The sequence below is a fragment of the Bradyrhizobium tropiciagri genome (assembly GCF_001189845.1).
Lineage (GTDB): Bacteria > Pseudomonadota > Alphaproteobacteria > Rhizobiales > Xanthobacteraceae > Bradyrhizobium > Bradyrhizobium tropiciagri.
In genome coordinates, this window is the sequence record NZ_LFLZ01000008.1 from 167,636 (window position 1) to 188,192 (window position 20,557).

The following is a 20,557-nucleotide window of genomic DNA, read 5'->3' on the forward strand; positions in this document are numbered from 1 at the left end:
TTCCCACCTGGGGTCCTGCCGTCAGGTTTTCGGCCTGACGTCGCCATCCGACACCAGCAAAACCGAGGCTTTCGATTTGCCGAGCACGGCGGCCGCGACGCTGCCGAAATTCAGGCTGTCGCCCTGGATGCGGTCGACGCCGACCACGACGAGATCGGCCCGGCTTGCCGTGATCTCCTGCAGGATCGCGACCTCAGGTGCGGTGCTGGCGCGCAGCCGCGTCGCGACATTGATGTCATAGCGCGCAGCGGTTGCCGCGATGTCCTTCAGGATAGCTTCCTCCGGCGCCAGCGACATGCTCGGGCTGGAGCGGCGGGCGCCCTTGTCGCGCGTGGTCGAGACGTAGACCACCTGCAGCGGCTCGGCACTGAGGCGGGCCAGGGCGATCGCGACCTCGGCGCCGCGCCGCGAGACGTTGCTGCCCGAGACCGGCACCAGAATCTTCCGCGCATTCGCCGTCGGCTCCTTCTCGTGCACACCCTTGGCGGCCGCGATCGCCAGCGGGCCGTCGAAGCCGGAGGTCAGCTCGTCGATCCGCCGGTCGAAGCCACCGTCGGGGCCTGCGACCGCGTCCATGCCGACCACGAGCAGGTCGAAGCCCTTTCTGGCTTCCTCTGCAATCGCCTCCGCCGCCGTCTCCTCACGGGCGCGGCTGATGACGTCGACATTGTCGTCGCCGCCACCGTCGGCCTCGGCGCTGGCCCTTGCACTCGCCTTGGCGGCGTTGATCACCGCGGCTTCGGGGCTCTCCTCGTCGGCGCGGTTCTTCTCCTGCAGCTTTGCATTGGCGCCGACATGCAGCACCGTGATGGGCAGGCCGCGCCCGCCGGCGAGCAGGCCAGCGACATGCGCGGCGAATTTCGCGTTGTTGCTCTCGTCGACCGCGAGCAGCAATCGCTCGAGATTGGCGACGAAGCCGCGCTGCTCGACTTCCTCGCGCTCCAGCCGTTCCTTCTCGTCCTTGCCGAGCGGCAGCCGCGCCAGCGCGCTGCGCAGCATCGGCGGCATCGCCATCGTGGTCAGGATCGCCATGGTCATGATCATCGAGAACATGGTCTGGCTCAGCACGCCCATCGACAGGCCGATGGTGGCGATGATCACCTCGGTCGAGCCGCGTGCGTTCATGCCGCTCGCCAGCGCATAGGATTCCGGCCGCGTCAGCCCGCCGAGCGCGCCGCCGACGAAGGCACCGCCGAACTTGCCGATGCTCGCGATCAGGATCAGCGCCGCGGTCAGCAGCAGGAGTTGCGGATCCCTGAGCACGGTGAGGTCGGCGCTGAGGCCGGCGAGGCCGAAGAACACCGGCATGAACAGGCTGGAGATCAGCCCGCGCAGCCGCTCGTCGATCTGCCGGGTCAGGATCGGGGATTCCCCGACCAGCACGCCGGCGATGAAGGCGCCGAGCACGGTATGCACGCCGATCAGATGCGTGATCATCGCCATCGCGCTCATCAGCAGCAGAATCACGGTGATCACAGCGGCTGACGAGACCAGATTGTCGTTGGCCCAGCGGATCAGCCGGAACACCAGCCGGCGGCCGATCGTGAAGCTGACCACGAGGAAAGCCAGCGTGCCGAACAGCGCCTGCGCGACCGAGACGACATCCAGGGTGCCGCGCGAGGCGAGGCTCAAGATCACTGCGATGATGACCCAGCCGATGGTGTCGTCAATGATCGCGGAGGCGACGATGATCTGGCCGGCATTGCGGCGCATGAAGTTCATTTCGCGCACCACGACCGCGACGATCTTCACCGATGAGATCGACAGCGCGGTGCCGAGGAACAGCGATGCGATCAGCCGCGCTTCGGGATGCGGCAACAGGCTGTCGGGCAAGAATTCGCCGAGGGTAAAGCCGCAGACGAACGGCACCGCGATGCCCGCGACCGAGATCGTCGCCGCGGCGCGGCCGACCTTACGCACCAGCTTGAGGTCGGTCTCCATGCCGGTCAGCAGCAACAGCAGCAGGATGCCGAACTGCGCGATGCCGTCGATCAGCGCCTTCTGCTCGCCGGACGGCGGAAAGACGACGCTGTGCGCCGACGGCCACAGCCAACCGAACAGCGACGGGCCGAGCAGCAGGCCTGCGAGCAGTTCGCCGATCACGGAGGGCTGACCGAGCCGCTGCATCACCTCGCCCAGGCCACGTCCGACCGCGATCAACAGCGCGATCTGGGCGAGCAGGATGAAGTCGGAAGGTTTTGCTGCGTCGTCGCCGGCGGCGTCGGCCGCGGTGACGGTCGCAAACAGCATGATGACCGCCCAGATCGTCGGTTGAAGCCGCCCCCGGCGGATCTGCATTGCGTCTCCAATTGCCAAATTCCAGCGCGGCTCGGCCCGTTTGCCGCATGCGGTCAACGCCCGGGTTCCGAAAGCGATCCACCCGGGTCAGATTTTGGAACCGGGGCACCGGCCGTTCGTTTCACTCATGATGCGTTCATCCTCGTGATGCGATTGTGGTCCCAAGAGTGAGCCCGAGCGCGAGGCGGTCAGGCCTCGGCTCGCACGCACAGGAGGTTGTGATGGCAACCAGATCCAATCTTTCGAAGGCTGAACTTGCGCGCAGCGTCGCCGGCGCTACGTCAGCGCTGGTGCTGAGCGCGCTGGCTTTGTTCGTCGCCGCCCATCATCTGAGCGGCGGGTAGGGCTGGCGGAGTGTCCGCCGGACCAACTATCAAAGCAGGAAGGTCCCGATCAGGAGGCCGGCCGCAAATGCCCAAAGACCGAGGGTACAGGCCGAGATGACCCGGACGAGATTGCGCAGATCCACGTCCTGCCAGCTGCTGTGGGATCGATGGGTCAATTGCAGGCACCCCCTGCGGCGGCCGCCTTTGCTTCTCGCCCAGCAAGCCTGTTCCCGATCGGTGCCCAAATGAAGGCAACCGGGGGTGGCGCCCGATCACGCGTTCGCGAGGCGCCGCCTCAGACGCCCGGTCATGCCTTCCGGCTGGCGTGACGATGCCCGGCACGGACCTCCCAGGCTATCTCGCCAGGCTATCTCGACCCCGACTTCCCGCGGGTCTCGGCAGCGTTCGGCCGCTCCACGACCTCGAATCTGGATCGGCTGAAGCGCCCCAGTCCACTGAGCTCGTAATAGCTGTCACGTTCGTTTTCCTGCGTCACGTCGTAGACACGGCCGAGCGAGAGCGTGTCCCGCTGCAAGGTGTTGTCGACGCAGCGAACACGAAAGATCTTGCCGGTTTCGACCATGCGCTCATCCTGAATTGTCGGTCTGGTTCGGTGACGTGCCAGCTCGCTGTGTGACGTCGCGATGACCCCGCATTGGGCTCGCATGCGGTGCGCCTCCGATGATTTGGAAACGCCCGTGCCGGGCAGGCGTTCCTATCATCAGAGGCTGCGCCGGTATGCCTCACGCCACGAAAGCCGAGCCGTGGCCTTGCACGAAAGTAGCTGAGATATGCCGCGGGAGGATCGGCGCCTTTGCCTTACCGGTCCCGCGGCTATCGCCGGCTATGAGAATCGTGCTTGGCGGATGCCCGTCGGTTGTATGCGACGAAGACGCACGCTACAGAGACGCCTCGCAAGCAAGAACTTGGGACAAGCGTCGTTGAGGATATCCGCCAATACCGGCATCGTGATCGGATCGACGCTTATTGCCTTGGCGTCGAGTGCGTTCCTTTATCTGCTTCCTCCAAGCCCGATCGACAGGAACCTGCTCCGCGGTACCTTTTATTTCTTGAAGGGGCACGCGTACCAAATTCCCGTCAAATTTCTGGACGGCGAGCTCGGTGCTGCCCGGCTATATGAAGATGACAAGCTGCTTGGCCCGGCAAACAGCGACCTGGAGGAGATCGCCGCCAAGGGCGGCGGCCGATTCCAGCTCTTCCGGGACAACAAGAGCTTTTTCGGCCCCGTCCTGCTGCTCTCGACAAGCGACAATAGCAACCCGAACACGAACGGCAGGAAGTATCACCTCAGATGACGATCGGCGCTATGCGGCGGTCGAACAGAGGCCCGCGCCGATCACATGAAGCCCGGGTTGCGCGGCAGATACTGGGCCCAATCGCCGAACTCCCGTGACGACATCAGCAGCATCGGACACTTGATCCGCATTCCCAGCGCCATCGCGGTATCGAGCGCCGCCTTGCCTGTGCCAGGCAGGAATGCCGATACCCGTGACGCGCCGCTCTCGGCCGCCAGATACAGCGCCGTTCGCAGGGCGGGAGCCATGGCGTGCGGCTCCATGACCGCGAGCGGTCCGATATGACCACCGGCGTCCACGTAGGCGTAGCCGATCCAATCGTTTCCATCGTGGAGACTGAACCCGGTCGCCGCGCCGCCATTGATCAGATAGCGATGATGCTTTTCGCGCGAGACGCCGAGGATCCGCTCGTCCGCTTGCGCGAGGCGGCCCAGCGTCGCGGCCTCCAGCGTGAGCGGCGTGACGGCATATCGCGGACCGCGCAAGTGAGGGAGCAACTGTTCGCGCGATGCACCGACACTGTAGATCGGAAATCGCGGAAGCAGTCCGTGACGGATGTAGAGCCCTTGCGAGACCGTGTTGAAGCTGAAGGTGATGAGCACGCGGTTGGACGCGCCCGATTTCTCGGCGTGCGCGATGGTTCGCTTGATCAGCTCGTTGCCGATGTTTCGCCCCTGCTGATCGGGCGACACGAACAGCTGCGCCAGAAACCACATGTCGCCGCACACCCAGCTCCACGCGAAGCCGAGGATGCGCTCGTTCTCCTCCGCGACCCAGAGACCGTCGGGATCGTCCTTCATGGAGAACAGCTGGAATTTGGGCGGAGACGAAGCCGCCATCGGGCCAAAGCCGTGCCGTTCGGTCAGATCGTTGATGCTGGAGACGACGAGGGTGTCGGCGAATTCCAGATCATCCGGACGTGCCGGCCGGCAAACCACTGACATGGGCAACTCCGTTGGTGGCCGGGTATTTTCAGAACCTCGCCGTGCCGGGATCGAGCCCGAGCGCCAGCCGGCCGGCGGTGATGTAATTGTTCGGACTCATCGCGATATGCTTCGCCGCCGCGCGCACATCGCCGACCGCGCGCTCGAGGGCGCAGGTCTCGAAGATAGCGACGCGCCCGCGCTGGCAGCCAGCATCTCGGTGACGGACGTCGCAGTCTCCGCCGCATGTGCGTTGGCGATCCGAATGTCCGCGCGCGCCTCCACCAGCCCTTGGCCGCCGATGTCGGTCGCGGCCATCAATTCGGTCATGGCATCGACCAGAAAGGCGCGGGCGGCGCGAAGCATCGCGCGCGTCCGCCCGACTGTCGCCTGAACGATTTCGCGATCGCGGAGCGCGGCTCGGCTTCCGGCGCGGCCTTTGGCGAGCTCAGCGAACGAGGTGATGGCGCCGGACGCGATGCCGAGCGGCATCCCGCAGATGCTCCAGGCGAACACCGATGACGGCGGCATGCGATAGAGCAGTCCGGGTTGCGTCGGTCGCAGTCCGAGAAAGGGATGGACATGGGCGGCCGGCACGAAAATATCCCGTACCTCGAAATCGCAGCTGCCGGTGCCGCGCAGTCCGGATACGTGCCAATTGTCGAGGATGGTCACATCCTCCCGCCCGGGATAGCAGCAGAGAAGCGGTGAAGCCGGATCGTCGGGCTTGACACTTGCCAGCACCATGAAGCGCGTCGCGTGATGCGCGCCGCTGCCGAACGGCCAGCGCCCGGACAGGCGATAGCCGCCTGCAACCGCGGTCGCCGTGCCCACAGCTCCGGTCGCGCTTGCGACAAATGCACGCGGGTCGGCATACCACTCGCGTACGACGGACTGATCGAGGTAACCTCCGATCCGGCTCATGCCGGCGCCGTTGCCGACCAGCCAACCGACCGAGCCATCGACCGCCGAGGCGGCTTCGACGACGCGCGCGAATGCGAAGGGAGACAGCTCGGGTCCGCCGAGCGCTTGCGGCAGCCACAGGCGGAACAGGCCGGCATCGGCCAGCGCCGCGAAAACTGCGTCGGGCAGCCGCCGTTCGCGGTCGAACGCGTTGCGGTGCGCAGCGATCAGCGGGGCCAGCGCCTGGACGGCTTCGAACTCACGGTGCCCCCGGTCCGGGGTACCGGCCATCACGTTCGAACCGGGACGAGACGTCACCTCGTCCGTCTCCACCGCATGGGATGAATCGCGCATCGTGCAGTCCTCGATGTTGCTCGGCCCGCAGCATGATCGTCCGCTTTCCGGAGGTCCTGAATCCGTTCCGAAAAAGTTGCAAAAAATGTAGTCTCCGGGGCCATGGCGACGATCCACCAGTTCGGTCCCTTTCGCCTCGACGCAGGGGCCGAGACGCTGTTCCGGGAGTCCGAACCGCTCGCGCTCGGACGGCGCGCGGTGGTGCTGCTTCGGCTGCTTGTCGAGCGGGCCGGATCGCCGGTTTCCAAGGACGCGTTGATGCAGGCGGCGTGGCCGGGGCTTGCCGTTGAGGAGAGCAATCTGACGGTGCAGATCGCCGCGCTGCGGCGGGCCTTTGCCGATCTCGACGGCGGCGCGAGCTGGATCGAGACGCTGCCGCGCCGCGGCTATCGCTATGTCGGGCCCCCGGTTGCGAGCGTGTCCGAACCGAGCTCGCCCGTATCGTCAGCGCCGACGCTGTCCGACAAGCCGTCGCTCGCGGTGCTGCCGCTGTCAAATCTGAGCGGCGATCCCGCGCAGGACTACTTTTCCGACGGGATCACGGGAGACATCATCGCCGAACTGTCGCGGTTCAGGTCACTGCTCGTCGTCGCCCGTCACTCCAGCTTCGCCTACAAGGGGCAGACTCCCGAGATCAAACGGGTCGGCCGCGAGCTCGGCGTCCGCTACGTCGCCGAAGGGAGCGTGCGCACGATCGGCAGCCGTATGCGGGTGATCATCCAGCTGCTCGACGCCGCGAGCGGCTACAGTCTCTGGACCGAACGCTACGACCGCGATCTCGAGGACATCTTCGCCCTGCAGGACGAGATCGTCCGGGCGATCGTCGCGGCCCTGCCGGGCCGGATGGAGGACGCCGGCCGCGAGATCGCAAGGCGCAAGCCGACCTCGAGCATTACCGCCTACGATCTGGTCCTGCTCGGCAACGAGCGCTGGCGTCAGCTGACCGTGACGGCGATGGCGCAGGCCAGGGACTATTTTCGAAGCGCCGTCGCGCTCGACCCGCAATATGCCCGCGCTCACGTCAACATCGCCTGGACCATCGTCTGTGACGTGTTTCTCGAATCGCCCACCACCGCGACACTGGAGGAGGCGCGGAGCGAGATCGAGACCGCGCTCGATATCGAGGATGGCGACGCCTGGTCGCATGGCGTGTTCGCTCAGCTGCTGTTCCTGAGCAGGGATGATGCCAAGGCCGAAATCCATTTTGGCCGCGCGCTTGCGCTCAATCCAAACGATGCCGACGTCGCCGCGGTCTTCGCCAACATCCTGGTCTATTGGGGACGCTGGCGCGAGGCGCTGACGTGGATCGGGACAGCCAAACGGCTCAATCCTTTTCCGCCCAATCTGTACCATTGGTATCACGCGCTCGCCCTGTATTCGGGGCGCGACTACGAGCAGGCGGTCAAGGCGGTGATGGAGGCGCGGTCGTTCGACCGGTGGTCGCACGGTCTGCTAGCAGCCTGTTATGCGCAGATCGGACGGATCGACGAAGCGCAGGTCGAGGCCGACGCGTTCGTCCGCCAGCGATGTCGCGAATTGAATGCGAATGGCCGCGCCGTGCCGGCGAGAACCCTCGACCTCGCACAGGCCAGGGCCGACCGATATCGCATTCCCTCCGATCGCGAACATTTCCTCGACGGATTGCGCAAGGCGGGTCTCACCGATTGACAGATCACGGCTATGCGGCGCTCGCGTGGCCCAACCCGTCGTGCGCGCTGCAAGCAGCCATGAAGGCGAAGCTGCGTCTCCACCCACCCGCCGAAATTCGCGATTGCCGGCTGCCTCATCTTCAGGCAATGACGGCCTGCAATGAACAAGAGCTTCGAGGAAACTGCCGCTCGGCTGGCGCCGGCGATCTTTGTCGTGCTGTGGAGCACGGGATTCATCGGCACCAAATACGTCATCAACAATGCGGAGCCGCTGACCTATCTGGCGATCCGGATGGCGTTCGTGGTGGTGGTGATGGCGGTGATCGCCGCGGTGGCGCGGCCGAAATGGCCGGACCGGACCGGTGTCTTCCATAGCGCGGTGGCCGGCATCCTGGTGCACGGTTTCTATCTCGGCGGCACCGCGATTGCGATCGCGCATTCGATTCCCGCAGGCCTGTCGGCGTTGATCCCGGGGCTGCAACCGATCCTGACCTCGACCATTGCCAACCGCTGGTTAGGGGAGCGCGTCACGCCGCTGCAATGGGGCGGGTTGGTGCTCGGTCTAGCCGGCGTCGTCCTGATCCTGCACGAGCGGCCGATGACCGGCGACGCCGGGTGGGGCTGGCTTGCCTCCGGCGTCTCGCTGATCAGCATCACCCTGGGCACGCTCTATCAGCGCCGCTACTGCAACCGGATCGACTGGCGCGCCGGCAACCTGGTGCAGTACGTCGCGGTGACGATCTTCTTCGGCATCGGCGCGTATCTATTCGAGACCAATGTCGTGCACTGGACCACCGAGTTTGTGCTGGCGATAGCCTGGCTGGTGTTTGCACTGTCGATCGGCTCGATCGGGCTGTTGTACTGGCTCATCCGTCACCATGCCGCGACCTCCGTCGCGAGCCTGTTCTACCTGGTGCCGGCAACGACCGCGCTGATGGCCTATGTCCTGTTCGGCGAGCGGCTGGATTATGTTGCGATTGCCGGCATGGCCGCCTGCGCCGCCGCGGTGCTGCTGGTCAATCGCCGCGCTTAGTCTTTGTCACGGATCTTGGCGTAAGCCGCAAGCGCGCGTTCGCGGCCCTGCTTGTGATCGACGATCGGCTTCGGGTAGCTCTTGCCGAGCTCGACGCGGGCACTGGCGAGCTCGATCGGCGTCGCGGTCCAGGGCTGATGGATCAAATCGTTGGGAAGCTGCGCCAGCTCGGGCACCCAGCGCCGGACGTAAACGCCGTCAGGATCGAATTTCTCGCCCTGCAGGATCGGATTGAACACGCGGAAGCACGGCGCGGAATCGGCGCCGGAGCCGGCGACCCATTGCCAGTTCGCCGGGTTGGAGCCGGCATCGGCATCGACCAGCGTGTCCCAGAACCATTGTTCGCCGGCGCGCCAGTCGATCAGCAGGTGCTTGACCAGGAACGAGGCGACCACCATGCGCACCCGGTTGTGCATCACGCCGGTGTGCCAGAGCTCGCGCATGCCGGCATCGACGATCGGATAGCCGGTCAGCCCGCGCTGCCAGGCCTTCAGCGCACGCGCGTCGCGCTGCCACGGAAAGCCGTCGAAGTGCTCCTGCAAATTCCGCCCTGCCAGATCGGGAACGTCGAACAGCAGATGGCGGCAGAACTCGCGCCATCCGAGCTCGCTCAGGAATTTTTCGATGTTGCCGGCGAGGCGCGGATGCTCGGCGGCGGCGAAGCGGGCCGCGTACCAGACCTGCCGCGGGCTGATCTCGCCGAAGCGCAGATGCGGCGAGAGGCGCGAGGTGCCGTCGCGGTCGGGCCGGTCGCGGTCGTCGGAATAGCCGCGAATAGTCTCGTCGAGGAACGCCCTCAGCCGCGCCTGCGCGCCGGCTTCGCCCGGCGTCCAGCTCTCGCGCAGGCCGCCGGCCCAATTCGGCCGCGTCGGCTCGAGCTTCCAATCGTCGAGGGTTTCGCTCGCGACGTCGCCGATGGATGCGATCTTCTTCGGTGCCGGCAAGGGTTTGGGCGGATTGCCGAGCCCTTGCACACGACGCCAGAACGGCGTGAAGACGCGCAGGCCGCGATTGTCCTTGTTGCGGATGGCCTTGGGGTCGACGAGGAGGTCGCCGGGGAATATCTGCGAAGCTATGCCGTCACTTGCGAGCGCGGATTCAACCTCTCCGGCAATCGCTTGATGCGGCGCTTGCGCGATGTCGTTCCAGAACACGGCGCCCGCATTGATCTCGCGCGCCAGGGTGGCGATCACGGCAACGGCGGGCCCGGTGCGCAGCACCAGCGTTCCGCCGATCGCTTCAAGGCTCTTGCCGAGCGCGCGCAGCGATTGCGCCAGCCACCAGCGCGTCGCGCCCCCGAGGGGGCGCGCGGCAGGAGGTTTCAGGACAGGGCTTTGTTCGTCGCGGACGTAGAGCCCAACCACGGGCACGCCGCGGCTGGCCGCTTCATGCAGGGCCGGGTGGTCCGACAGCCGCAAATCGTCGTGGAACCAGACGATAACCGGCTGCGTGCGGGTCACCCGGATGCTGCGTGCCGTCAGTTACTTCGGCTGCGGCACGATGCGGATATAGGGCTTCGGCGCCTTCCAGCCCTGCGGGTAGATCGTCTTGGCCTCGTCGTCGCTGACCGAGCCCGCGATGATCACGTCCTCGCCCTGCTTCCAGTCGGCAGGGGTGGCGACGCGATGCTTTGCGGTCATCTGCAGCGAGTCGATCGAGCGCAGGATCTCCTGGAAGTTCCGGCCGGTGGTCATCGGATAGACCATCACGAGCTTGATCTTCTTGTCCGGTCCGATCACGAACACGTTGCGGACGGTCTGGTTGTCGGCCGCGGTGCGGGTGAGGGGATCGCCCGAGGTCGAGGCCGGCAGCATGTCGTACAGCTTCGACACGTTGAAATCGGTGTCGCCGATCATCGGATAGTTCGGCGCGGCGCCCTGGGTCTCCTTGATGTCCTCCGACCATTTGGCGTGGCGGTCGACCGGATCGACCGACAGGCCCATCAGCTTGACGCCGCGCTTGTCGAATTCTGGCTTCAGGCGGGCGAGCGCGCCGAGCTCGGTGGTGCAGACCGGGGTGAAGTCCTTGGGATGGGAGAACAAAAGCGCCCAGCTGCTGCCGATCCAGTCGTGGAACTTGATCTTTCCTTCGGTGGTCTCGGCTTCGAAGTCGGGGGCGACAGCGCCAATCTGAAGTGCCATGATTTTACCTCATCTCTTTGAAGTTGCAGCAAAATTTGTGTTTGAGGCGGTCTGTTCCAGTATAGGACTGGAAAAGGCTTAAGTGAACGGGTTCTGAAAAAAGGTGAAACATTTCTCCTTGAGCGTGGAATTCCAAGCAACTTGTTTTGATCCAAACCTCTGCGACGAAATATCAGATGCGGCACAAAAGCTTGGAAATGCCCAGATAATGCCGCTTATCGCCGTCATCACGCCGGCTCTGGCTGCTATAGGACTGAACCGTGACAGCGTTTAAAGCGACCAATTAGCAACCATCTAAAAATCTCGGAACCCAAGTTCCGAATCATTAACCACTCGTTTACGCCCGCATGGAAAAGCTGGCCTGAGATAGGAATTGAAAGCTCCCACAATGTCTACCCCAAGTACCAAGACCGCTGAGGCTCTCAGCGGTGCGTTGCATCCATCCTGCCGCAAGACCGCCGCCCATGCGCTGACCATCGTGCGCGACGGCGTCATCACCGGCGAAGGCCCGACCACCAAGGGCCGTATCCATTTCTCCCGGTCACTCGATGCCGATGACGCTGCCTGGTGCGCGCGCATCCTGACGGCGGCCGCGGTCGAGCATCAGCCGGTCAGCCGGGCCGAGATCGAGGCGCTGTTTTCGATCAACGAGGCGGCTGCCGAGCGCAGCGATGGCGGCCGGTTCGACGATCTGCTCGCCAAGGCGATCGCCCATCACGCCGCGTCCGAGTCCGGCCTGCCGGTGCCGCCGCGCACGGTGGCGCTGTCGGCGGACACCGAGATCGATCGCTGGGCGCCGACCCAGGGAACGAAGATCGACACCAAGGTTCTGGAGTGGATCGCCGGCCGGATGCGGGGTCAGCGCCGCACCGGCCGTGCGCTGGCGGCAATGGTGGCGACGCTGGTCGGCGCGGCCGCGCTGCCGCTCGCGACCCAACTGCCCAACGTGTTCGACATCGGAATGATGTGATCGATCGGGATGATGCACGCATCATCCCGATCGAAAAGGCTTCAGGCGAGGGCGGCGGGGATCACTTCCCCGCCGTTTTCTGTTTGCCGTCGCTCTCCTCGAGCCCGAGCGTGCGGCCCGGGAACCCGGCGACGTCGAAATAGCGGGTCGAGAGCACGCGCTGGAATTTGAGCACGGTGCGCAGGCCGTTGGCGGACGGCTTCTTCGACATGATGGTGCCCTCGGCCATCTTCGGCACGATGCCGTTCGGCAGCGCTTCCGACATCACCCGGCCGATCAGCCCGCCATTGTTCGGGGTCCGCAGGCCGAGCAGCTGCGCCGCGGTCATCCCGACGTCGGCGTTGCTGACCGGCAGCGGATCGACATAGCCCGCCTTGAAGTCGGGGCCGATCGCGGCGGTGAAGTTGTAGGTGTCGCCGCGGCTGAAGCTGCCATGCATGCCCTGGCCCTGGCGCAGCACGGTGTCGGCGATCTGCACCGAACAGTTGGTCGGGATCTCGCAGCCGCTCGACCAGGAGCGGAAGTTGACCACGATCGACGGGTTCGGCGTCACCGCCTTGCCCTTCAGATTGAGGTTCGACATCGGCAGCGTGCCGGGGAAGGTGCCGAGCTTGTCGTCGACGAAAAGGCCGCTGACATAGTCCTGCTCGAGCAATGCCTTGATGACGCGGTCGGTAAGCTTCTTGTCGCGGTTCGGCAGATAGATCAGATCCGAGCCGCCATTGGTCGCGACCACGACGTCAGGCTTGGCCGGGTCCTGGCCGAGCACACCGTTGCCGGCCTTCGGGTGGGCGTTGTCGGCGACCTTGGCGTTCTTGTCGTTGGGGTCGAACAGCGGCAGGTTCAGCGCCTTGGCGAGATCAATCGCCAGAAAGCCCATCGGCAGGAAATCCTTCGGCGTGTCGTCGTAGGCGATCTTGGCCGAGGGGCTGGTCTTGCTCTCCTTCGAGATCGTCGAGAAGCCGTGATCGGAGGAGACCATGATGTTGGTGGTGGCGGACAGCCCGAGCTCGTCGAGCGCCTTGCGCAGCTGGGCGAGGTTGTTGTCGGCGTTCTTGATGCCGGCCATCGAGGTCGGGCCGTTGATGCCGGGGGTGATGGTGTTGAGGCTGTCGCCGGTGTTGTGCTGGCTGCCATCCGGATCGCGCGACCAGAACACCAGCACGAACGGCTTGTTGCGCGCCTTGAACATCGGCAGCACGACCTTGGTCGCGACATCGGCCATGTAGGCCTGTTGCGCAACGTTGGCGACCGTTGTGCCCGGCGTCTTGGCGTCGCCCGCCTTGGCGTTGTCGCCGCGGCTTGGCGTCGCCAGCGGCAGGCCGGCCTTGGACAGTGCGTCCTTCATCTCGTCGGAGAGCGGCACGCCGGTCTTGCCGCCGGTGGAATCGTCGACCACGATCGTGTTCTTGCCGCGATCGGTGTGGTCGAACAGCAGGGTCGGTCCGACCTTGCCGATGGCGGCGGTGCTGAAACCCTGGCCGCGGGCCATCTTCAGCAGCGTCTCCTCGTTGAGGTAGTCGCCATTGAAGTGATCGTCGATGTCGGCGAGCACGGCGTCGTTCTCGATGAACGGCACCACGGTGTCGCCGGCCGGCACCGAGGTGTAGCCGGTAAAGATCGTGTTGGAGAAGGTGCCGGTGTCGCCGAGATAGTGGCCGGTCGAGAGCGCCGAGCTGTTCGCCATCGTGAAGGTCGGGAACAGCGAATGCGAGTTCTTGAAGTGGACGCCCTTGTCGCGGATTTCGGCCATCGCAGGCGCCGTCTGCGGCGTCACGATGCCGCCGCGCAGGCCGTCGGGGACGAACAGGATCAGGTTGCGGGGTTTTGCGTTCTGCGCGGAAGCGGCGCTCGCCGAAAGCGCGATCATGCTCGCGGACAACAGTGTGATGGCTCGACGCATTCTTATTCCCCCTGATGAAGCCCGCGGCAGCCCGCCGCATGACTTCGTTTAGTTTTGCCATATGACAGAATTGTTACAGCGATTTCTCCCGATCAAAACAACCAGGTTTCTGCCATGGAAAGCCGGTCAACATGCCGTCATTCCGCAGCCTGGATCGCGGTCGTCTCATTGCGCGCAGCGCTGCCGGCATGCCCGTACCGTGCATAGAGCGCCGGCAGCACGGCAAGCGTCAGCAGGGTCGCGCTGATCAGGCCGCCGATCACGACGGTGGCGAGCGGCTTCTGCACCTCGGCGCCGGTACTGGTGGCGAATGCCATCGGCACGAAACCAAGCGAGGCCACCAGCGCGGTCATCACCACGGGCCGGAAGCGGGTGAGGGCGCCTTGCTCGATGGCCTCCCGCATCGGTACGCCTTGCTCGCGCAACTGCCTGACGAAGCTCAGCATCACGAGCCCGTTCAGCACCGCAACGCCCGATAGCGCGATGAAGCCGACAGCCGCCGAGATCGAGAACGGCATGCCGCGCAGCCACAGCGCTGCGATGCCGCCGGTGAGAGCCAGCGGCACCGCGCTGAACACCAGCAGCGCATCGCGCACTGAACCCATCGCCGCCAGCAGCAACAGGAAGATCATGGCAAAACAGGCCGGCACCACGACGGCAAGGCGCTGGCGCGCCGCGGCGAGATTCTCGGACTGGCCGCCCCAGGTCATCCAGTAGCCGGGCGGCAGCTGAACCGATTGCGCGACCTTGGCCTGTGCTTCCTCGACTACCGAGCCGAGATCGCGGCCGCGGACATTGGCGGTCACCACGATGCGGCGCTTGCCGTTCTCGCGGCTGATCTGGTTCGGCCCTTCGGTGAAGGAGAATTGCGCGACACGGTTGAGCGGCAGGCTCTGCACCGGCGAACTCGGCGTTGCCTTGGGCAAGGCGACCGGCAGATTGCTCAACGCCTCGAGATCGGAGCGCACGCTCTCCGGCAACCGCACCACGATGTCGAAGCTGCGATCGCCCTCGTAGACGACGCCGGCGTCCTGACCGCCGACCGCGGCACCGATCACGTCCTGGACTTCGGCGACGCTGAGGCCGCGCCGGGCGATCGCCGCCTTGTCGACCTTGATCTCGAGCACAGGCAGGCCGCCGGCCTGCTCGACCTTGACGTCGGTCGCACCGCGCACGCCGCGCAGCGCGGCGGCGATCTGGTTGGCGGCCTTCTGCATCGGCTCGAACTCGTCGCCGAACACCTTGACCGCGATGTCGCCGCGAACGCCGGCGAGCAGTTCGTTGAAGCGCATCTGGATCGGCTGGGTGAATTCGTAGACGTTGCCGGGCAGCCGGCCGACCGCCTTCGAGATGTCCTCGATCAGTTGCTCCTTGGTCAGCGATGGATCCGGCCACTGCGCGCGGGGCTTGAGGATGATGAAGGTGTCGGACGCGTTCGGCGGCATCGGATCGCTCGCGACCTCCGCGGTGCCGGTCTTGGAGAAGACGAACGACACTTGCGGAAAGCGGCTGACCGCCTTCTCGACCGACAGCTGCATCGACTGCGACTGCGACAGCGCCGTGCTCGGAATCCTGAGTGCGTGCATGGCGATGTTCTTCTCGTCGAGCGAGGGGATGAACTCCTGGCCGAGCCGGAAGAAGCCGAACAGGGCGGTTGTGAACAGCACGACCGCCGCCGCGATGATGGGGACGGGCGTTGCAACTGCGCGCCGAAGCAGCGGGCTGTACCAGCCCTTCAACGCGGCGACGAGCCAGTTCTCCTTTTCCTGGACCCGACCGGTGATGCCGATCGCGATCAGCGCGGGCACCAGCGTCAGTGACAGCACGAAGGCGGCGGCGAGCGCGAGGATCACGGTGAGCGCCATCGGCTCGAACATCTTGCCTTCGACGCCGGTGAAGGTGAGCAGCGGCACATAGACCAGCAGGATGATGGCCTGGCCGTAAAGGCTCGGCTGCACCATCTCGACGGCGGAGGCCCGCACCGTCGCCAGCCGTTCGTCGCGCGTCAGCACGCGGCCGAGCGCGTGCTGCTTCTCGGCGAGATGACGCAGGCTGTTCTCGGTGATGATGACGGCGCCGTCGACGATCAGGCCGAAATCCAGCGCGCCGAGGCTCATCAGATTGGCGCTGATGCGCCCCTGCCACATGCCGATGGCGGTCATCAGCATCGCGATCGGGATCACCAGCGCTGTGATCAGCGCCGCGCGGAAATTGCCGAGCAGCACGAACAGCACCGCGATCACGAGCAGCGCGCCTTCGCTGAGATTGCGCGCCACCGTACCGATGGTCGCATCGACCAGCTGGGTGCGATCCAGCACCGTCTCGACCTTGACGCCCGCCGGTAAGGACGGCGTGATCGCGCGCAGCTTGGCGTCGACCGCGGCGGACACCGTGCGGCTGTTGGCGCCGATCAGCATCAGCGCCGTGCCGACCACGACCTCGCGGCCGTTCTCGCTGGCGCTGCCGGTGCGCGTCTCGCCCCCGATCGAAAGCGTCGCGAGATCGCGGATCCGGACCGGGACGCCGCCACGGGTGGTGACGACGACGGCACCCAATTCCTCGATGTTCTCCAAGCGTCCGCCGGATCGCACCACGAAGCCTTCGCCGTTGCGCTCGATATAGCGCGCACCGCGGCTGACATTATTGGTTTCGATCGCCTTGGCGACGTCGGCAAAGGTGAGGCCGAGCGCGATCAGCTTCGCCGCATCGGGATGCACCTGGTACTGCTTGAGGTAGCCGCCGATCGAATCGACACCGGCGACACCCGGCACCATCTTGATCTGCGGCTTGATGATCCAGTCCTGCACCGTGCGCAGATAGGCGTCCTTCTCGACCTCGCTTTGCAGCGTCTGGCCGTCCGCCGTGAGGAAGCGGCCGTCGCTTTGCAGGCCCGGCGATCCGTCAGTCTGCACCTTCTCGCCGGAGTAGTGGACGGTCCACATGTAGATTTCGCCAAGACCGGTCGAGGTCGGGCCGATCCGCGGCTCGATGCCTTGCGGCAGGCGGGCGCGCACCTCGGTCAGGCGCTGGCCGACCTGCTGGCGGGCGAAATAGATGTCGGTCGCTTCGCTGAACACCGCCGTGATCTGCGAGAAGCCGTTGCGCGACAGCGACCGCGTGCTCTCCAGCCCGGGCGCGCCGGCGAGCGCCGTCTCGATCGGGAAGGTGATCTGCTTCTCGATTTCCGCCGGCGACAGTGCAGGGGCCACGGTGTTGATCTGCACCTGCTTGTTGGTGATGTCGGGCACCGCGTCGATCGGCAGCTTGGTCAATGCGAGGCCGCCGAGGAACATCAGGATCGCGGCCAGGGTGACGACGACCCAGGGTCGCTGGATCGCAAGACCGATGATGCGCTCAATCATGGCCGTGCTCCGCCTCGTCCTTTTCGACCTCTGCCTTCAGTGTGAAGGTGTTCTGCACCGCGATGGTCTCGCCGGCGGCGAGCCCCGAAATAATCTCGATATCGTCGTCGTCCTCGCGGCCGGTCCGCACCGACCGTGCCTCGAAGCCGTCGGCATCGCGCACGAACACGGTCGGCGTTCCCTTGATGGTTTGAAGCGCCTTCTTCGACACGATGACGGTCGACGGCGCGCCGGACAGCGGCACCTCCGCGGTCACGAAGGTGCCCGGCTTCCAGCGGTGATCCTTGTTGGGCATGGTGGCGATCACCCGGGCGTTGCGGGTCTCGCGGTCGAGCAGGGGGCTGACGAAGATCACGCCGGCGCTGGCTTCATCTTCGCTGCCGATGGCGCGGATCTTCACCGAAACGCCTTCGCGGACTGCGTTGATGTCCTCCGGTGACACCGCGAGATCAACCCAGATGTCGTCGAGATTGACGATGACGTAGAGCTCGCTTTCCTGGCCCTCGCGCCCGATCAATCCGCCGAGATCGACACGGCGTTCGGAGACCCGGCCGCTGATCGGTGCGCGCAGGAACTGGGTCCGCAGGCTTTCGGGTGGCTGGTTGGGCAGATCGGCGATCTCGCTTTCCGACAGGCCCAGCGCGAACAGTTTCTGCCGCGCGCCGTCGAGCTTGATCTGCGCGTCGTTCGCGGTCAGCCGCGTGCGCAGGAACTCGTTTTCCGACACGATGCGGGTCTCGACCAGCGTCTTTTGCCGCGCGTAGAGCGTCTGCTGCAGATCGTTGGTGAGCCGGGCGGCGAGATATTCGCTCTTGGCGTCGGCGACCTCGCGGCTTTCGATCGCCGCGACGATCTCGCCCTTCTCGACGACGTCGCCGAGGCGCTTGCGCAGTTCCGTGACGGTCGCGAGCACGCGCACCGAGACGCGACCGATATGGTCGGCGTCGGGGATCAGCGATCCCGGCGCGAGGAAGTGCCGCTTCAGCATGCCACCGCCGGCCTGCGTCAGCGTGATGCCGGCCTCGCGAATCTGATCTTCGCTCAGCTCGACATGTCCGGGGGCCTCATGCTTGGCCTCGGCTCTCTCTGGACTCGCGGTCGCAGTTTCCTGCGTCGTGGTCGGGAACTTGACCGGCCAGCCGATCCACCCGGCCGCCAGAAAGACCAGCGTAATGCCGGCGGCCACGCCGGCGAAAAATAGAACAACCCGTTTCATATGCGCCTCTCCGCAGCGCATGCCGATGGCCCTGCGCTGTCGCGACATCGATCTGTGCGGAAGCGTGCGCGCGGCCTGATGGCAGCGGCGCACGGTCGGTCATGCCGACCGGATCAGGCGCGGGGTGGTTTGAATGGAGAGAGACGCTCGGCCGACGCCGGCAGCTCGATGCGGCTGTCGCCATAGCTATGCGGCGCATAGGCGATCGGGAACGCGGTTTCCTGTGGAGCCACCGAGGCGACGTGTGTCAGGCAGTGATCGCCATGCAGTGAGGCCGGATGTGCGGGAGCCTTGCCGCCGGTGTCGCCAATCGACTGCGCGATCGAGAAGGCGGGGGCCGCGTCGTCATCGCGGTCGGAGGTCCAGCCGTGGAAGAACGACAGCACCAGCGCAAGCGAGATCAGTCCCGCAAGCAGGCTGCGCCAGCGGCGCGGCCTCGTTGCGTGAGCGGAAGACTGATTCATGGTGCGCGAGGCGGCCATGCGGCCTACTTAGCGCCGCAAGCGCGCGCATTCAAGTTCGGCGCCGCGACAGATTGGCCGTGGATACTATAACGTTACACGCTCTCTGTGGCTCGGCGCATCAGCCAGCGGCGCGCTGCGACGACGGCCCAGATCGCCTCAACCAGTCCGAACGGCCAGGCGCCCTGCAGGAAGCCGTAGGCTGAGCCGAGCGCGCAGGAGACGGCGAAGGCCAGGATGAACCAGGGGCTGCGATCCTCGGCCGCGTAGCAGACGAGCATCATGGTCACGGCGAACAATCCGAACAGCGTCAGCGCATCCATTCCGCAGGAGAACTCCTGTTGCAACAATGTTGATATCTGAGCGCGCTTGGGATGGAATGTCCATCCAGCGTCGCCGCCCGGAAGGACTGCCCCATGAAGCGCATGCATGTTCACGTCGCCGTCAAGGACATCCCGCAATCGGTCGACTTCTACTCGGCGCTGTTCGGGGCTGAGCCTTCGGTCGTGAAATCCGATTATGCCAAATGGATGCTCGACGATCCCCGCGTCAACTTCGCGATCTCGACCCGCGGCCGCGAGCCGGGGCTCGATCATCTCGGCATTCAGGTCGAGAGCGCCGAAGAGCTCGGCGAGGTCTATGGACGGCTGCGCAAGGCAGGCGGCGAGGTCATCGAGCAGGGCCAGACGGTGTGCTGCTATGCCAAGTCGGAGAAGTCGTGGATCGACGATCCCGCAGGGATCGCCTGGGAGACCTTCCACACGACGGGCGAGAGCATCGTCTATGGCGACGGCACCGGCGAGCGGACCGCGCGCGTCGCGCACGAGAAGCAGGAGGACAAGCAGAGCGCGTGTTGCGCTCCACAGGCTCAGGCGGCAGCGCCCGAGGCTTCGGCCTGCTGCGGACCGTGAGCTCGGGGCGGTCGGGCGCACCAGGGGCCGAAGTTCTTGTAGCCCGGATGAAGCGCAGTGAAATCCGGGAGCGCGCCAACCGCTGATATAGCTCCCCGGATTATGCTTCGCTTCATCCGGGCTACGCAGCGCTTAGGGGCGGCCAGGCAGCCGCGACGTCGGCGCAACCGGCTACCGCTGTAAGCAAAGGCTTAATGCCTGCGACATATTATCCCACGACGACTCCCCTCCGTGCTAACAGCCCCTTAACCATGCGGCTTTTGCCACTCAAGGATCCTGAGCGGTCCTGGCGTCACATCAAGGCACAATGGAAGAAGGACGCTGAAGGCGTCGGAGAGGACTTTGCCGCTTTCGGCGGCATCAGCGCCTTTGAGGCGCTGACGGCGAAGGAGGGCGACGGTCAAGGGCTGTATCACCTGACCGACGGCGATCGGGTCCATGCGGTCTGCCAGATCAGGCGTCTCCTGATGAGCCGATATTCGGCGCCGGCGCTCAGCGCGCGTTTCGTCAATGTGTCTCCGATCTACGATCTCGGCATCGCCGGTGCCGTCGATTATGCGCAAATGCTGGTGGCGCTGTTCTCCGGCGTCGTCTGGCTGTCGCGCGATGCGCTGTCGGCCAATCACATCCGGTTTCTGCTCAAGAGCCCGGGCGACTCGCAATTCTTTGCTGCGCTCAAGGTCGTGACGCCGTCCTCGCCATTCTCGAAATTCACCATCGAAGGCGCGTTGATCGAGTGCAGCCTGAAGGAGGCGACGGTGTCGTCGCCCGGAGCGGCCGCCTCCTGACGA

General features: G+C 65.4%; 18 protein-coding genes. 7 read left to right on the plus strand and 11 right to left on the minus strand.

Features of this window, described 5'->3' with window-relative positions:
* Nucleotides 1-21 precede the first annotated feature (21 nt).
* Nucleotides 22-2,298, minus strand: coding sequence for a cation:proton antiporter domain-containing protein (locus AKN84_RS09710; RefSeq protein WP_430649897.1), 2,277 nt, complete (start codon nt 2,296-2,298; stop codon nt 22-24).
* A 221-nt stretch (nt 2,299-2,519) separates the two neighbouring features.
* Between AKN84_RS09710 and AKN84_RS49915 the strand changes: the two genes are divergently transcribed.
* Nucleotides 2,520-2,642, plus strand: a complete 123-nt coding sequence (locus AKN84_RS49915) for a hypothetical protein (protein ID WP_274613371.1) — start codon at nt 2,520-2,522, stop codon at nt 2,640-2,642.
* A 349-nt stretch (nt 2,643-2,991) separates the two neighbouring features.
* Here AKN84_RS49915 and AKN84_RS09715 read toward each other — a convergent pair whose 3' ends face one another.
* Nucleotides 2,992-3,207: a hypothetical protein gene (locus AKN84_RS09715; RefSeq protein ID WP_050420491.1), complete on the minus strand. Its 216-nt coding sequence runs from the start codon at nt 3,205-3,207 to the stop codon at nt 2,992-2,994.
* Between the two features lie 358 nt (nt 3,208-3,565).
* Between AKN84_RS09715 and AKN84_RS09720 the strand changes: the two genes are divergently transcribed.
* Nucleotides 3,566-3,940 (plus strand): hypothetical protein, encoded by a 375-nt coding sequence (locus tag AKN84_RS09720; RefSeq protein ID WP_244485000.1) that lies wholly within the window; start codon nt 3,566-3,568, stop codon nt 3,938-3,940.
* 41 nt (nt 3,941-3,981) lie between these two features.
* On the opposite strand, the gene AKN84_RS09725 is transcribed toward AKN84_RS09720, so the two are convergent.
* Both AKN84_RS09725 and AKN84_RS09730 read right to left on the minus strand, forming a co-directional pair.
* A complete protein-coding gene (locus AKN84_RS09725; RefSeq protein ID WP_050420492.1) occupies nt 3,982-4,884 on the minus strand; it encodes a GNAT family N-acetyltransferase in 903 nt (300 codons plus the stop codon).
* A 96-nt stretch (nt 4,885-4,980) separates the two neighbouring features.
* Nucleotides 4,981-6,120: an acyl-CoA dehydrogenase family protein gene (locus AKN84_RS09730; RefSeq protein WP_050420493.1), complete on the minus strand. Its 1,140-nt coding sequence runs from the start codon at nt 6,118-6,120 to the stop codon at nt 4,981-4,983.
* Between the two features lie 102 nt (nt 6,121-6,222).
* Between AKN84_RS09730 and AKN84_RS09735 the strand changes: the two genes are divergently transcribed.
* Nucleotides 6,223-7,788 (plus strand): winged helix-turn-helix domain-containing tetratricopeptide repeat protein, encoded by a 1,566-nt coding sequence (locus AKN84_RS09735; RefSeq protein WP_050420494.1) that lies wholly within the window; start codon nt 6,223-6,225, stop codon nt 7,786-7,788.
* A 141-nt stretch (nt 7,789-7,929) separates the two neighbouring features.
* Nucleotides 7,930-8,802: a DMT family transporter gene (locus tag AKN84_RS09740; RefSeq protein WP_050420495.1), complete on the plus strand. Its 873-nt coding sequence runs from the start codon at nt 7,930-7,932 to the stop codon at nt 8,800-8,802.
* Here the strand turns inward: AKN84_RS09740 and AKN84_RS09745 are convergent.
* A complete protein-coding gene (locus tag AKN84_RS09745; protein WP_128970585.1) occupies nt 8,799-10,262 on the minus strand; it encodes a cryptochrome/photolyase family protein in 1,464 nt (487 codons plus the stop codon). The two genes, AKN84_RS09740 and AKN84_RS09745, sit on opposite strands and share 4 nt — an antisense overlap.
* Nucleotides 10,263-10,283: 21 nt before the next feature.
* A complete protein-coding gene (locus AKN84_RS09750; RefSeq protein WP_050420497.1) occupies nt 10,284-10,943 on the minus strand; it encodes a peroxiredoxin in 660 nt (219 codons plus the stop codon).
* 388 nt (nt 10,944-11,331) lie between these two features.
* On the opposite strand from AKN84_RS09750, the gene AKN84_RS09755 reads away from it, so the two are divergent.
* Nucleotides 11,332-11,913: a hypothetical protein gene (locus AKN84_RS09755; protein WP_050420498.1), complete on the plus strand. Its 582-nt coding sequence runs from the start codon at nt 11,332-11,334 to the stop codon at nt 11,911-11,913.
* A 61-nt stretch (nt 11,914-11,974) separates the two neighbouring features.
* On the opposite strand, the gene AKN84_RS09760 is transcribed toward AKN84_RS09755, so the two are convergent.
* The 5 genes from AKN84_RS09760 to AKN84_RS09780 form a co-directional block, all read right to left on the minus strand.
* Nucleotides 11,975-13,816: an alkaline phosphatase family protein gene (locus AKN84_RS09760; protein WP_050420499.1), complete on the minus strand. Its 1,842-nt coding sequence runs from the start codon at nt 13,814-13,816 to the stop codon at nt 11,975-11,977.
* A gap of 137 nt (nt 13,817-13,953) precedes the next feature.
* Nucleotides 13,954-17,178, minus strand: a complete 3,225-nt coding sequence (locus AKN84_RS09765) for an efflux RND transporter permease subunit (RefSeq protein WP_050420500.1) — start codon at nt 17,176-17,178, stop codon at nt 13,954-13,956.
* Nucleotides 17,171-18,394 (minus strand): efflux RND transporter periplasmic adaptor subunit, encoded by a 1,224-nt coding sequence (locus AKN84_RS09770; protein ID WP_050420520.1) that lies wholly within the window; start codon nt 18,392-18,394, stop codon nt 17,171-17,173. The genes AKN84_RS09765 and AKN84_RS09770 overlap by 8 nt, the downstream gene beginning before the upstream one ends.
* 113 nt (nt 18,395-18,507) lie before the next feature.
* Nucleotides 18,508-18,858: a hypothetical protein gene (locus tag AKN84_RS09775; protein ID WP_210168517.1), complete on the minus strand. Its 351-nt coding sequence runs from the start codon at nt 18,856-18,858 to the stop codon at nt 18,508-18,510.
* Nucleotides 18,859-18,950: 92 nt separating this feature from the next.
* Nucleotides 18,951-19,178 (minus strand): hypothetical protein, encoded by a 228-nt coding sequence (locus AKN84_RS09780; protein ID WP_050420502.1) that lies wholly within the window; start codon nt 19,176-19,178, stop codon nt 18,951-18,953.
* A gap of 93 nt (nt 19,179-19,271) precedes the next feature.
* Here AKN84_RS09780 and AKN84_RS09785 point away from each other — a divergent pair, with 93 nt between their 5' ends.
* Complete coding sequence (locus tag AKN84_RS09785) at nt 19,272-19,766, plus strand: ArsI/CadI family heavy metal resistance metalloenzyme (protein ID WP_050420503.1); 495 nt, start codon at nt 19,272-19,274, stop codon at nt 19,764-19,766.
* 251 nt (nt 19,767-20,017) lie between these two features.
* Nucleotides 20,018-20,554: a hypothetical protein gene (locus AKN84_RS09790; RefSeq protein ID WP_128970586.1), complete on the plus strand. Its 537-nt coding sequence runs from the start codon at nt 20,018-20,020 to the stop codon at nt 20,552-20,554.
* The last annotated feature ends 3 nt before the right edge of the window (nt 20,555-20,557 follow it).